10 protein-coding genes are annotated in these 15,225 nt (G+C 46.2%); 5 read left to right on the top strand and 5 right to left on the bottom strand.

Annotation, left to right across the window (positions count from 1 at the left end; translation table 11 throughout):
• Window positions 1-2 precede the first annotated feature (2 nt).
• On the top strand, window positions 3-1,385 hold the full coding sequence (locus WKT20_RS06925; RefSeq protein ID WP_117700675.1) for an efflux transporter outer membrane subunit: 1,383 nt from the start codon (window positions 3-5) through the stop codon (window positions 1,383-1,385).
• A 64-nt stretch (window positions 1,386-1,449) separates the two neighbouring features.
• Here WKT20_RS06925 and WKT20_RS06930 read toward each other — a convergent pair whose 3' ends face one another.
• The 5 genes from WKT20_RS06930 to WKT20_RS06950 all read right to left on the bottom strand — a co-directional run bounded on the left by WKT20_RS06930 (window position 1,450) and on the right by WKT20_RS06950 (window position 7,985).
• Window positions 1,450-1,986 (bottom strand): GNAT family N-acetyltransferase, encoded by a 537-nt coding sequence (locus tag WKT20_RS06930; RefSeq protein WP_117700676.1) that lies wholly within the window; start codon window positions 1,984-1,986, stop codon window positions 1,450-1,452.
• Window positions 1,987-2,007: 21 nt separating this feature from the next.
• Complete coding sequence (locus WKT20_RS06935; RefSeq protein WP_340417080.1) at window positions 2,008-3,294, bottom strand: M64 family metallopeptidase; 1,287 nt, start codon at window positions 3,292-3,294, stop codon at window positions 2,008-2,010.
• A 268-nt stretch (window positions 3,295-3,562) separates the two neighbouring features.
• Complete coding sequence (locus WKT20_RS06940) at window positions 3,563-5,869, bottom strand: TonB-dependent receptor (RefSeq protein ID WP_340417081.1); 2,307 nt, start codon at window positions 5,867-5,869, stop codon at window positions 3,563-3,565.
• 32 nt (window positions 5,870-5,901) lie between these two features.
• Window positions 5,902-6,261, bottom strand: a complete 360-nt coding sequence (locus WKT20_RS06945; RefSeq protein ID WP_131200993.1) for a hypothetical protein — start codon at window positions 6,259-6,261, stop codon at window positions 5,902-5,904.
• 20 nt (window positions 6,262-6,281) lie between these two features.
• Window positions 6,282-7,985, bottom strand: coding sequence for a bifunctional metallophosphatase/5'-nucleotidase (locus tag WKT20_RS06950; protein WP_182416929.1), 1,704 nt, complete (start codon window positions 7,983-7,985; stop codon window positions 6,282-6,284).
• Window positions 7,986-8,195: 210 nt separating this feature from the next.
• Here WKT20_RS06950 and WKT20_RS06955 point away from each other — a divergent pair, with 210 nt between their 5' ends.
• From WKT20_RS06955 to WKT20_RS06970, 4 genes are all read left to right on the top strand, one after another.
• On the top strand, window positions 8,196-10,334 hold the full coding sequence (locus WKT20_RS06955; RefSeq protein WP_340417082.1) for a Tex family protein: 2,139 nt from the start codon (window positions 8,196-8,198) through the stop codon (window positions 10,332-10,334).
• A gap of 14 nt (window positions 10,335-10,348) precedes the next feature.
• Window positions 10,349-11,146: an NAD(+) diphosphatase gene (nudC, locus tag WKT20_RS06960; protein WP_117672413.1), complete on the top strand. Its 798-nt coding sequence runs from the start codon at window positions 10,349-10,351 to the stop codon at window positions 11,144-11,146.
• Entirely contained in the window at window positions 11,143-13,545 is a 2,403-nt protein-coding gene (locus WKT20_RS06965; protein ID WP_340417083.1) for a transglycosylase domain-containing protein, read from the top strand. Before nudC ends, WKT20_RS06965 begins: the two co-directional genes overlap by 4 nt.
• A gap of 309 nt (window positions 13,546-13,854) precedes the next feature.
• Window positions 13,855-15,111 carry a phosphoglycerate kinase gene (locus tag WKT20_RS06970; RefSeq protein ID WP_117700683.1) on the top strand — a complete coding sequence of 419 codons (1,257 nt, stop codon included), beginning with the start codon at window positions 13,855-13,857 and terminating at the stop codon, window positions 15,109-15,111.
• Window positions 15,112-15,225 lie beyond the last annotated feature (114 nt).

Raw genomic sequence — 15,225 nt, forward strand, 5'->3', positions numbered from 1 at the left:
TTATGAAACTGAAAAATCAACTATATAAAATTTTGGTGATTCCCGTAGCAGCCCTCCTGATGGGAGGCTGCAAAATCGGGAAACAATACACCCGTCCTCAGATAGATTTGCCCTCTACCCTCGACAGCACAAGCGTAGATACCGTATCTATTGGTGACTATCCCTGGGAACAGCTTTATACGGACACGATCCTTCAGCAACTCATCCAAAAGACCTTGGACAACAACAAGGATATGCTGATTGCAGCAGCAAAAGTCAAGGAACTGGCTGCCATGAAACGTATTGATTATGCAAACCTCTTCCCTCAAGTCGGACTTAAGTTCTATGCAGAACAAGAAGGCGAAGACCACGGAGGCGGACACTATAAATCAGACGACCAGTATGATATAAAACTGGGAGTTACATGGGAAATCGACCTGTGGGGAAACCTTCGCTGGGCCAAAGACAAAAGTATGGCCGAGTTTATGGGCTCCATTGAGAATCAGCGGGCCTTGAAAATGAGTCTGGTGGCACAAGTGGCACAATCCTACTTTGAACTGGTGGCTCTCGACAATGAGCTGTCTATCGTGAAAAAGACAGTAGATGCCCGCCGGGAAAGTCTGCACCTCGCACGTATCCGCTATGAAGGAGGACTGACTTCAGAAACAGCCTTCCGCCAGGCACAGGTGGAATTGGCAAGAACAGCCACTTTGGTTCCCGATCTGGAAAAGAAAATTACATTGAAACAAAATGAAATAGCCTTCTTAGCTGGAGAATATCCCCACGACATAAAAAGAACAGTCCTGCCTGAAGATGTAATTCATGCAGCTTCCTTACCCGTGGGACTCCCCTCTTCCTTGCTGGAGCGTCGGCCGGATGTACGTCAGGCAGAACAGGCCGTCATTGCTGCCAATGCAGCTGTAGGAATTGCTTATACCAATATGTTCCCTAAACTGACACTGACAGCCAGCCATGGTTCAGAAAACGACGAACTTTCTCATCTGTTCAAATTGCCTCATTACTTATTGGCGGGAACTATTCTTCAGCCCATTTTCGCCATGGGAAAAAACCGGGCCATGCTGAAAGCAAAGAAAGCTGCCTGTGAACAAGCTGCCTACGCATACGAGAAAGTGGTACTGAACGCTTTCAAAGATGCTTACAATGCCATAGCAGAGTATAACAAGGTGAAAGAAATCTATGAAACCCGCTTGCGACTGGAGCAGTCTTCGAAAATCACACTTGATTTGGCTCAGCTGCAATATATCAACGGAGTAATTGGTTACATGGATTTGCTGGATGCACAGCGAGGTTACCTGGATGCCCAAATTGGATTGAGCAATGCAGTACGTGACAAACAGATTACGATGGTTAATTTATACAAGGCCTTAGGAGGAGGCTGGCAATAATCCTCCCATAAAAAACGCGGAAACTTGATTAGTTTGAGACATCAGTTTCCGCGTTTTTTGTATATTATACAGATTCTACTCCATATACCCTACGGTAAATTTCATTCCGTATAGATTCAAATTCTTTGTCTATCGTTTCTGTTCCTGCATACATCAGGAACATAGGAAGTGTTTCTCCTCCCTTGCGGTACGAAGGCTGTACATACTCTTTTTCGCATAAACTGAATCCGCACCGCTGATAAAAACCAATACGCCGGCGACTCCATTCGTCCACCGGTTTCTCCACTTCCAGAATAATGACTCCCGGGAATTGCTGCTGAAGGACTTCCATGATTTTCCGTCCATATCCTTTATTGCGCACAGATGGAGAAGTAGCCAGATGCTCCACATAAGAAAAGCCGGCAAACTTCCACACTGTAATAAGTCCAACCAGAAGTTCATCATCTGAAATCAAGTAGCAGGTAAAGTCTGCGCAGTTATCCACATTATCTCGTTGTCCTACATCATCCCTCCGCTCCGCTTCAGGGAAAGACTCATGCAACAAGTTTTCTACAAAAGAATAGTCTTTGTCTGTGGTTTGAAGTGGTGTAAATTGAAGCATAACCAATAGATTTAGAAATTATTACTCTGTATAAAAACGAATCGTCCGTTCCAAGGAGCGCTGGCATACGGGACAGAACACAGGTGCCTCATTGATTCTCATCCGGCATTCCGTAGTCGGGCGATAAATTCCTTTTTTAGTGTAACCAGCCCCTTCGTATACCCCGACTTTTGTGTAAATCAGTTTTTCATCAGTCTGAGGTTTTGTTGGCACAGGAGTTCCCGGTTCCAGCATATCCTTCCATTTATCTTCAAAATGAACCAAAGTCGTAATATTCGGTTCCCAAGGCTCTATGTCATAAGGATACAACGGACTGGGAGCCTCATCATACGCATATTCATCGGCCAGCCCTCCAAAACTATGCCCAAACTCATGTACCACAACTGGTCTGAACATAGAGTGATGTGCCGTAGTCAATGTGTAGGAGTTGTAAATACCTCCTCCTCCGTAGGTATCCGTATTGGCAAGGATAATGATATGCTCGTATGGAATACCTGCCAGCCAGTTATGAATGGCTTTCACGCTACGCGTGGTCAGATAACGGTCGGAATAAAACGTATCAAAATGCGAACTTACGGCTGTTTTTTTCCATTCATCCTTTCGGGGAATACTTACCCCACTGTCTTTTGACTCACTAAATACAGCCACAATATTGAAGCGGTCCTTCAGTTTCTTAAACGGTTCATGCGCAAACAAGGCTTCACACGCCACCGCCGCATCTTTGTAAAACAAATCCGATTCATTAGCTGCATAACCTTCTGCCATAATGGCCACGTCAATGCATTTATCCGAAGAACCTCCTTGCCACAAATAGCGATGCGGTGTCAACTCTCCCTCCCCTCTTTGATGAATCAGAATATCGGAAGGATTAACCTCATGTACCAGCGTAGCATTCACTTCGCGCGAGGCATTCCGCAAAACGACGGTAATTTCTGCCGGCTGCTTGGGATAAGGCACCAAAAAAGCATTTTCAAATCCACGTTTCACCACCTTGGCTTCCTGTTCTCCAGTCCATTCCTGAAACAAGCTGGAGAAAGAAGTGCGGTAGATAACCTTCCCGGTAGCCTTATCCTTCATGGTTATCTCTCCATTTCCTTCCAACGGAAGTTCCGACAAATGATGGCGTCTTCCTGCCCACTGCGGAAGAACCGACAATTCATCCAGACAAATGTCCTGCTTGTCCGCATTTCCCATAAATATATAATCCAGACGAAGCGTCTTGTCTACAAAATAATCTTCAAAAGTCTGCGCAAAGGTACTGCTTCCAAGTGACAGCCCCAATGCAAAAATCAATGCTGCTCTTTTCATACGTTCTTTTATTTTCCCACAAAAATAACGAAATGTCTTGTTTCCACACAATCCGCAGTCTAAAAAGCATTTCAATACATCACTCTTTCATAAAACCAGTACTTCCACGAAAGTACTACAGTACTGCAAAGGAAATACTCCAGTACTTTCAGGGAAGTACTACAATACTGCAAGGAAAGTACTGACTTTACATGAAAATACTTTGAACAACACATAAAAAAGCGGTGCCTTCACCAAGAGACACCGCCATCCAAATATTTATCATCAATTAATTAAAGAACTTTATTCCAATAAAGTATGTACGCGGCTGTGTTGGGCCATAGAAATACTTGGAGTCACGATTCATACCTTTATCCAAATCCTTCTGGAAGGCATTAAAGATATTCTGCACACCTCCGTTTACCTGTAACTTCAAATGGTCATTCAGCACAAAGGTGTAATTCAGCTTCAAGTTGAAATCCATAAAGTCAGGGGTATGTTCCAGGCGGTCCTTCTCAATGTATCCGGCAAAGTGAGGAACAATCATGCGTCCCGTATATACGCCGGAAAGAGAAAAGTCAAAGTTCTTCAACGGGGCCGAACTGAACGTAAAGTATCCATAGTAATCCGGAGTACGCGGCATGCGCTTGATAGCTGCTACATCTTCATCTTCGCTCCATCTCACCGCTTCCGTATAACGGCTGCGCTGTACCGTAAAACCTAACTGCAACTGTGCTTCCTTTCCATGGGCAATCTTGTAGTCAATATTGGCTCCATACACTCGTGCACCGTTTCCGTTTCTGCGTTCCTGCACCAATGTGCCCGATACAGGGTCCTTTCCTAAACTTTCCAGATAGAATACATCGTTCAACGCCGTATAGAAACCTTCAATCAGCAAGTTCGACTGGAAATGTCCGAAATTAAAACTCCAGTCTACAGAACCACTGAAACTATTAGAACGTTCCGGTTTCAGTCCTCCTGCCAGTCGTACTTCCATTGCCTCACCTCCTACAGCCGCCACATGCAAGTCCTCATCGTATGCCTGAGGTGCACGGAAACCCGTCGACCAGGTCAGACGTCCCTGGAATTTATCAGAAGGTTTCCAGAGAGTATTGATACGCGGACTGAAAATCACATTATCCACCAAATTGTGTTTATCCAAGCGGAACCCAGCCAATATCGTGAAATAATCCAGTTTCCATTCATTCTGCACAAATCCGCTGGCAATCTTCACATCCTGTCTCAAGTCACGTCCGTAACCCGTCATCACATCATGCAAGGAGTTATACTGGTACTCCAGTCCACCGGTAAAGGTAGCCGGAGAAAAGAGACAGTTGTCCATGTTTCCTACATACATAGCACCACCTACAGCAGTCAAGTCTTTGGTTTTTCCGTATGCATTCTCTGCCTTGTCTGCCCCGTAATAGCTGTTACGGTCGGTGTGCTGTGCCGAAGCATATACAGAAAGCTTGTGCTTGTACTCATTGAAGAAAACATCATACGTCAGTCCCCCGCTGTTAATGATGTGCTTGGTCTGTTCCGTAATGTCTGTTTCGTGAGGCTGCAAGTCAAACTTGTTTCCTCCGCGACGGAACTCGTTGGTAGTATGATATTCCAAACTGATACGGCTGAACTGTGTCGGACGGTAATATGCCCGCAATCCGAATGTATTCATATTCAGTTTACCCAACTCAGAGAATCCGTCCCCATCCGCATCATACGGATTACGGTTGCGATAAGACTGATACAGCGCGATGCCATACGAATTGTCGGACGAAACCAGTGAGGCATTGGCTCCCATATACTGTTCCCATACCTTTCCGTTCAAGTTCGACATGGTAGAAGCCACCTGAAATGAATTACGAACGGGGTCTTTGGTAATGATGTTAATGGTACCCCCCACGGCATTGGCTCCAAATAAAGCAGAACCACCTCCGCGAACCACTTCCACACGCTCAATCATATTAGTTGGAATCTGCTCCAGTCCATACACGCCCGACAATGCACTCATCACCGGACGACTGTTAATCAGAATTTGTGAATAAGGTCCCTCCAATCCATTGATACGTACCTGAGGGAAACCGCAGTTCTGGCAATTGTTTTCCACACGCAATCCCGACTGATAGTTCAGCGATTTGGCCAAATCGGTGGAATTGACAATTTCAAACAACTTGTTGCTCATCACATTCACCACCACAGGCGCTACTTTACGGCTGGTTTCATTCCGGTTGGCCGATACTACTACCTCATCCGTCATGATACTTTCTTCCTCCATAACAAAATGCATGTCGACCACAAAGTCTTTACTCACCGTCACCTTCTTTACCTGAGTGGTATATCCCATTATCTGCACCTTCAAGGTATATTCTCCTGCCGACAACTTTTTAAAACGGAAATATCCTCCGGCATCCGTCACCGTACCTTCTCCTGTTTCCACCAACAACACGGTCGCATAAGGCAATCCTGCTTCCGAACCTTTCTCAATTACGTGTCCCACAATGGCATTTCCTTCTTTTACGGGACCATCAGCGTATGCAATAGTACAGCTGACAAGAGCGCATACCACTCCCATCAGTAAATTGATATATTTTTTCATTATTTGCTCCTAAAAAATTAATACTATGTTCTTCAAATTCCCAATAAGAACGATAGTACAGGAGGAGCACGAAGGTACATCCCTTCCGTACAACAACATACGGCATGAAATGTATTCTTTATATAAGGTAATGAATAGAGCAGGGGCAAATCGGGAGTCTTTACTTCCGTATGCCCAGGCTCCAATGAAGAAAAAGTCGACAGAAAATGCAACGCTAATGTCTGCCCGTCACTATGAGAGTGAGAATGCGAGAAGGGATGCGAGTGCACAAGCATCACCCCGTTTACCACATGCACGTGGGTAAACAGGGCAGTCGTGGCATAATATGCGGCAAACAAGGTGGCCAGACACAATGCCCATACTCGTATATGTTTGCGGAACCCTTTACACATTTTCCGTCTTCCTACGTATTTTATTCGTTATCTTTGTTTCCAAACAAAAGTTCATAATCACGCTTTGCAGCTGGTACAGTCCATTCTTCAGGAATGAACTTCCACTGGTTCAGCGGAGCCGGATTTAGTACTTTAACCTCCTCAATCCGTTTCATCAGGTAATAGCGTAAATCCTTATCCGTTGAAAAGACAATACGCTTTGCCAGTTCTGCTTTGGGAATACCTGCTCCCTTAGTCAGCAAGTCTCCTCCTCCATTTCCACGATAGGAATTGACGGCTACCCGATATTGCTTGTCCATCTCGAACGGCTTGCCGTCGGCCATCCGTTCGATCGTAATTCTCTTTCCGTATGGTTTGGTCACATCCACCGTATAGATGATACCCGCCGCAGAATCAAAATTGAAGCTGGGATTACGGAAACGACCGAAACCGTTGTCTTTTTCGTTCAGCAACAGCAGGTGGTCATCGGGCGAAGTCATCTGGTTCACCCAAAGGTCATACGACATTTCCAGAAAATCCTTTACTTCCTTTCCAGTCAACACCATCGTGTAAAGCATGTTCTCAAACTTATATAAGTTGAACATATCGCTCATACGAATGTCTCCTTCTTTAATCTCGGCATAAGCCGACAAAGGCGCACAGAAAGAAATATCTGCTCCGGTAATATCCAGTTGCAACTGATGAATCAAATCAATAAAGGCTGACGGGCCAAAGAACGCATCCTTAGAAGAAATCGTATGCTCAATCCGTCCGATTTTCCGGGACACAAAAGCCTGCGTCGCCTCATACTGTTTCTGGAAAGTATGCATGAAATCCTTATCCACGGCATAGTCATCCATGCTCACCAGCTTTCCATCTACCTGCTTCGATACAATCTTTCCATTCTGTTTCTTCACTGTTACGGTCACTTCCGATACTACTTTTGCCGTATTGGCCGGATCAATTACCAACACAGAATCGCCCGATGTATTGGTCACTCTTTCATTCCAGCGGGTATGATCGTGTCCCATAAAAATGACGTCGAACCCTGGCACATTGGCAGCCACACCTTTCGATCCGTTTTCTACCACATTGTCCAGTTTCTTTCCATCCATTCCTGAATGAAACAGTCCAATCAAAATATCCGGTTGTTCTTTTTCACGAATTTCCTTCACCCATTTCGCTGCACATGCTTCCATATCTTCAAAACGAAGTCCGGCCCATAACTGCTCAGGCAACCAGGATGGTACTGCCGGCGTAATCATTCCTAACACTACCACCTTCACTCCGTTCCGTTCCAATACTTCATAAGGTTTCAAATAGGGCTTTCCTGTTTTCACATCCACGATATTGGCCCCAAGTATAGGAAAGTCACACTGTCCTACCCAACGGTCGTACACCGCATGTCCTGTCTCCACATCATGATTGCCCATATTGCCCACATCATAGCGCATATAGTTCAGCATAGCGGCACATACATGTACGGAAGCAGTATCCATATAATTGTAGTAATAAGCCACAGGCTGTCCCTGCAGAATATCACCGTTGTCCATTAAAATAAGATTATCGCCATACACCTCACGCTCTTCCTTCACATACGAAGAAACGCGGGCCAGACTTCCTCTCATCTGCTTGTTCTGTATAAAATCATAGGGAAAGTAGCATCCGTGTACGTCGCTCGTCTCTACAAATTTCAATGTGATGGTTTCCTCATTATTCGAGGCTTTCAAATGCCCTTGGCCCATGCCGAGTAGTGTGATCAGGCTGATTAGAAAATAAAATCGTCTAGTCATCATTTTTGCAGACTTTTATATAAGTTTTTGCAAAGATACGAGAAGTTGCCGACATTCCCGCAGAATACTTCCTAAAATACCCAAATACGAAAGATTTCCCAACCGCTTTTTTATGCCATTTTTTCACTACTTTTGCAACCAAATAATATAAAGCCCCTATCAATGGAAGAATTCAGCCAGATGATTGCCGCTGAACTGAAACTGCCGGCACATCGCATAGCCAATACACTCAAACTGCTCCAGGGAGGAGCTACCATTCCTTTCATCAGTCGTTACCGTAAAGAAGCTACCGGCGGACTGGATGAAGTGCAGATAGGCGACATTCAGACACGGTATGAGAAACTGTGTGAATTGTCCAAACGAAAGGAAACCGTACTTTCCACCATCGAGGAGCAAGGGAAACTGACTCCAGAGCTGAAATCCCGTATTTCTGCCTGCTGGAATGCGACTGAACTGGAAGACATTTACCTTCCCTTCAAGCCCAAACGAAAAACCCGAGCTGAGACTGCACGTGCCAAAGGACTGGAACCACTGGCCCTCTTGCTCATGATGCAAAAAGAAAACAACCTTGCCGCCAAGGTACGGAACTTCGTCAAAGGAGAAGTCAAAGACGAGGAAGATGCACTGAAAGGAGCACGCGATATTCTGGCTGAACAAATCAGCGAAGACGAGCGGTCGCGCAACCTAATGCGTAACCAGTTCCAGCGCCAAGCTATCATTCAGTCAAAAGTGGTCAAAGGAAAAGAAACAGAAGAAGCTTCGGCCAAGTACCGCGACTATTTTGATTTCTGTGAGCCCTTGAAGAAATGTTCTTCCCACCGCCTGCTGGCCCTTCGCCGGGGAGAATCAGAAGGAGTATTGAAAGTAACCATTTTCCCGGAAGATGAAGATATGTGCAACGAACGCCTTCAACGGCTGTTCGTTCGGGCAAACAATGCATGTGCACACCAAGTGGAAGAGGCCCTCACCGATGCCTACAAGCGCTTGCTGAAACCTGCCATTGAAACCGAGTTTGCCGCACTCAGCAAGGAGAAGGCTGATGAAGAAGCCATTCGGGTATTCGCAGAAAACCTCCGTCAGTTGTTGCTGGCCCCTCCTTTGGGGCAGAAACGGGTGATGGGTATCGACCCTGGATTCCGTACGGGATGCAAAGTGGTCTGCCTGGATGCACAAGGTACCCTTCTGCATAACGAGGCCATTTACCCCCACCCGCCCAAATCTGAATATGCACAGGCAGCCCGAAAGGTTGTAAAGTTAGTGGAACAATATAAAATCGAGGCTATTGCTATCGGAAACGGCACGGCCAGCCGTGAAACAGAGCAGTTTGTAACCAGCCAGCGCTACGACCGTGAAGTACAGGTTTTCGTCGTCAGCGAAGATGGAGCGTCTATTTACTCAGCCTCTAAAACTGCCCGCGAAGAGTTTCCGGATTATGACGTAACGGTACGTGGTGCCGTATCTATCGGCAGAAGACTGATGGACCCACTGGCTGAACTGGTGAAGATTGACGCCAAATCCATCGGTGTGGGACAATACCAGCACGACGTGGACCAGACCAAGCTGAAGGCTTCACTCGACCAGACCGTAGAAAGTTGTGTCAACCTGGTGGGCGTGAATGTCAACACCGCAAGCAAGCACCTGCTGACCTACGTTTCCGGATTAGGTCCTACACTGGCACAGAATATCGTGGACTACCGTACTGAAAACGGTCCGTTTGAGTCACGTCGCCAGTTATTGAAGGTGCCGAGAATGGGGGCCAAAGCCTACGAACAGTGTGCCGGATTCCTCCGCATTCCGCAAGCCAAGAATCCGCTGGACAATTCTGCGGTTCATCCGGAAAGCTACCCGATTGTGGAACAGATGGCTAAAGACCTGAACTGCACGGTAGCCGACTTGATTAAGGACAAAGAGCTCCGCAGTAAAATCGATTTGAAGAAATACGTGACCGATACGATAGGTTTACCCACCCTGACGGATATTCTGCAGGAACTGGATAAACCCGGAAGAGACCCTCGCCAAAAAATACAGGTATTTGAGTTTGACAAGAACGTACGTACCCTGGACGACCTGCAGGAAGGGATGGAACTGCCCGGCATCGTGACCAACATCACCAACTTTGGCTGCTTTGTCGACATCGGTATCAAGGAAAACGGACTGGTGCACGTGTCGCAACTGGCCGACCGTTTTGTCAGCAATCCGGCCGACGTGGTACGCATCCACCAGCATGTACGGGTCAAAGTCATGAGCATTGACCACGAACGGAAACGTATTCAGCTCACCATGAAAGGATTGAACAACTAAATTGACAGATAACAATGAAACAAGATGAAAAGGAGCTGTGCGGCTGGTTTATTTTCTGCCCCAAACAGCAGCTCCTTCTGGTTAAAGACGGAGACAGGTTCCACATCCCATATTCCGTGGAACCTCCCGTACAGCTTCCTGCTGATACGCCCATACATACCGTCGGGGAAATTCTGGGCCATCCGGCAAAAGCATGTGCCCTTCCGCTGGAAGCACTAACAGGACAGAACACCTCATTTATTCCGACAGACCTGCGTGCTTCGTACGATGTACTGCCACTGGAAGAATACCAATGTGCCGGGAAAGCCTCTCAAATACTGACATGGGACAAGAACAGCCGCTTTTGTCCGGCTTGCGGCACCCCTACCACACAGACGGGCCCCATCACCAAACGATGCCCTCACTGCGGACAGGAAATCTATCCGCGCATTTCTCCTGCTGTTATCGTTTTAATAAAGAAAGGGGATAGTGTATTACTGGTACACGCACGCAACTTCCGGGGCAGTTTCAAAGGACTGGTAGCCGGCTTTTTGGAACCTGGCGAAACACTGGAAGAGTGCGTACACCGCGAAGTAATGGAAGAAACTGGTATCCGTATCAAAAACCTGAAGTATTTCGGGAGCCAGCCCTGGCCTTATCCAAGCGGTATCATGGTGGGATACTATGCGGAATATGAAAGTGGAACCATCAAATTACAAGATGAAGAACTGAGTGCCGGAGCATTCTACCACCGCGACCACCTGCCGGAAATCCCCAAGAAACTAAGTATTGCGCGAAAGTTGATTGACGCATGGTTAAACAACGAGATATGAAAAAAGCAGCATCATTTCTTATCCGACTTTTTCAACAGCTTCTGAGCCGGATAACCAAATTCGGGAAACAGTGCATAAGCTGGTATGTACATACTTTCCGTAAATTGCCATGGTACGGGCGTACCGGAATGGGAATCCTCACCGGCATTGGCATGCTCATCGTCTTACTGGTCATGATTGACCTCAATTTCTTGTGGCTGTTCGGAAAATCACCGAGCATGTTCAACATCAAAGAGCCTATACAGCACATCGCCTCCGAAATTTACAGTGCCGACGGAAAACTGATTGGAAAATTCTACTCAGAAAACCGTACACCGGTGGAATACAAGGATATTTCTCCGATACTGGTCAAGACGCTGGTCTGTACGGAGGACGAACGCTTTTACAAGCATTTCGGTATCGACTTTGAAGGAGTATTTGCTGCCGCCAAAGACTACGTAGCTCACGGAACGGCACGCGGAGCCAGTACCATCACCCAGCAGCTGGTCAAAAACCTGTTCAAGGTACGTTCACAATACTCTACCGGACTCTTAGGACATATTCCCGGAGTAAAACTGCTGATTATGAAGGCCAAGGAATGGGTTACAGCGGTCAAGATTGAAATGCTGTACAGCAAAGAAGAGATTCTGACCATGTATTTCAACACGGTAGACTTCGGAAGCAACGCATTCGGCATCAAGACGGCCTGTCATACCTATTTTAATACAACTCCCGATAAAATTACCGTAGAACAGGCTGCCACACTTATCGGTCTGCTGAAGGCTACTACTTATTATAATCCTAAAATCAACCCGAAGAACAGTCTTTCACGACGGAATGTGGTATTGGGAAAGCTTTATGAACACCATGTGCTGAACAAGTATCAGCTGGACTCCATCCGGAAACTTCCCACCATTCTGAAATTCAAGCAGGAGAATTATTACACTGGTCCGGCACTCTATTTCCGCGAAGCCATAGCCAATGAACTGAAGGAATGGTGCAAGGAAAATAATACAGACCTCTATGGCGACGGACTGAAAATTTATACCACACTCGACAGCCGGATGCAGCAATATGCCGAAGAAGCTGTCAGCCGTCAGATGCGCGAAGTACAGAAACGGTTTGATGCGCATTGGGGCACGCAGGCTCCGTGGCGGGACCGGAATGGGGAGGAAATTCCTCGCTTCATCGAAGAGCTGGCCGAAAAGACACCGGCCTACCAGTATCTGTCCCATAAATACGGCAACCAGACTGATTCCATCACCTACTACCTGAACCAGCCTCATCGTTGCAAAGTCTTCGACTATGACCTCGGACAAAAAGATACCCTGTTCAGCACCATGGACTCTATCCGCTACATGGAACGCTTCATGCACTGCGGATTTGTAGCCATCGCTCCGCATACGGGAGAAGTAAAGGCATGGGTAGGCGACATCAATTTCCAATCTTGGAAATACGATAAGGTGTTGTCCAAGCGTCAGCCCGGCTCTACCTTCAAACTCTTTGTCTATACTGAAGCCATGAATCAGGGATTATCTCCCTGCGACCTGCGTGTGGATGAAAACATCCCCTGGGAAGTGGAAGAAAATGGAGAAAAGAAACTCTGGATGCCTCACAATGCCAATGGAGGTGCCACTCTCGATACCATGTCTCTGAAAATGGCGTTTGCCCAATCGGTCAACACCATTGCTGCCAACATAGCCCATGAAGTAGGTATTCACCAGATAGCCACTACTGCACACCGCATGGGCATCCAGACCAAGCTGGAAGAAACACCGGCCCTCAGCCTGGGAGCTTCTGACGTATCGCTATTGGAGCTGGTTTCTGCCTACGGCACCGTAGTGAACGATGGAGAAGCCATTCAGCCCATACTGATTACCCGTGTAGAAAATAAGGATGGAAAAGTTATCTACCAGAAAGAGGCCGAAACAACCCAGGCCATTCCTTACGCCAGTGCCTACCTTATGCAACAGATGTTAAGAGGTGGACTGACTTGCCCGAAAGGAACTTCACAAGCGCTCTGGCGTTTCCGCATCTTTGATAAAGGTACGGAGTTCGGCGGGAAGACCGGTACCTCTTCCAATCACTCCGATGCCTGGTTTGTGGGTATCAGTCCCAACCTGGTAGGAGGAGCCTGGGTAGGCGGAGAGTACCGCAGCATTCATTTCCGCACAGGCGAACTAGGGCAAGGCAGTCGCACCGCACTGCCCGTATTCGGATATTTCATGGAAAAAGTATTGGCCAATCCGGAGCTTGCCGCACTTTATGCCAAGAAATTCCCAAGTCCTAAAGAAAAGCTGGACCGTTCATGGGATTGTAATGACTATTTCCCTCACTACTGTGACAGCGATTCCATTCTTATCACGCAGGGAGATTCATTACTTTTCGAAGCAGAACACGCCGCTCCTACAGAAGATTAACCTATTGATATTCAACACGAATCTAAATTCAACTCAAAATACACTTGTGTTTAAGACAAAACGCTTTGACGTTTGAATCAAAACGCAAGTGCTTTAAGATAAAACGCCTTTGCGTTTGCATTGAAACGTACTTGCGTTTCAAACCAAATGCAAAGGCGTTTTTTAACGACCTTCAAAACACTCTATTAAGTATGTAAAAATCTATACCTCATTCTTTCTTTTTTATTTTTTTTCTTACCTTTGCGGTGCATCCTCTCGAAGGGATGTCTGTAACAACAGAAACACTTTAAACAAAAAATATTAGAGATTATGATGACTATTGACAAATTCAACTTTGCCGGCAAAAAGGCAATCGTTCGTGTGGACTTCAATGTACCTTTGAACGAAGAAGGTAAAATTACAGACGATACTCGTATCCGTGGTGCACTGCCTACTTTGAAAAAAATCTTGGCAGACGGTGGTGCTTTGATTATCATGTCACACATGGGTAAACCCAAAGGCAAAGTAAACGCTAAATATTCTTTGAGCCAGATTGTAGACGCTGTAGCTGCTGCTCTGGGTACTCCGGTTCAGTTTGCTCCTGACTGTGCTAAAGCTCAGGATGCTGCTGCTGCTTTGAAACCGGGTGAAGTATTGCTGCTTGAAAACCTCCGTTTCTATCCGGAAGAAGAAGGTAAGCCTGTAGGCATTGAAAAAGAAGATCCTGCTTACGAAGACGCTAAGAAAGCTATGAAGGCTTCTCAGAAAGAATTCGCTAAGACTTTGGCTTCTTACGCTGACTGCTACGTAATGGACGCATTCGGTACTGCTCACCGTAAACACGCTTCTACAGCTGTTATCGCTGACTACTTCGATGCAGACCACAAGATGTTGGGCTACCTGATGGAAAAAGAAGTACAGGCTGTTGACAACGTATTGAAAGACATCAAACGTCCGTTCACTGCTATCATGGGGGGGTCAAAAGTTTCTACTAAGATCGGTATCATCGAAAACTTGATGGACAAAGTAGACAACTTGATTCTTTGCGGTGGTATGGCATTTACTTTCGCTAAAGCTCAGGGTGGTAAGATCGGTAACTCATTGGTAGAAGATGACAAACTGGATCTGGCTTTGGAAATCATGGCTAAGGCTAAAGCTAAAGGTGTAAACTTGGTTTTGGGTTGCGACTGTATCGCTGCTGACAAGTTTGCTAACGATGCAAATACTCAGGTTTGCGAAGACAAGAACATTCCTGACGGATGGATAGGTCTGGATGCAGGTCCTAAGACTCGCGAAGAATTCAAAGCTGCTATCAAGGGTGCTAAGACTATCCTGTGGAACGGTCCTGCCGGTGTATTCGAAATGGACAACTTCGCTGGTGGTTCTAAGGTAATCGCTGAAGCTATTGCTGAAGCTACTAAAGAAGGTGCTTTCTCATTGATCGGTGGTGGTGACTCTGTAGCTTGTATCAACAAGTTCGGTATGGCTGACCAGGTATCTTATATCTCAACTGGTGGTGGTGCATTGCTCGAAGCTATCGAAGGTAAAATCCTTCCGGGTATCGCAGCTATCCGTGGCGATAAATAATGCATAAATACTTTATCGTAAATATTTCAAGGCATGACTTTTCGGTCATGCCTTTTTTTATTTCCTGTTCGTACATAAAACCCCATATTATTTTGATAAGAGATTGTTTTTTCC

Origin of the sequence: Phocaeicola sp. ICN-14070 (genome assembly GCF_037892625.1) — a bacterium.
GTDB lineage: Bacteria > Bacteroidota > Bacteroidia > Bacteroidales > Bacteroidaceae > Phocaeicola > Phocaeicola plebeius.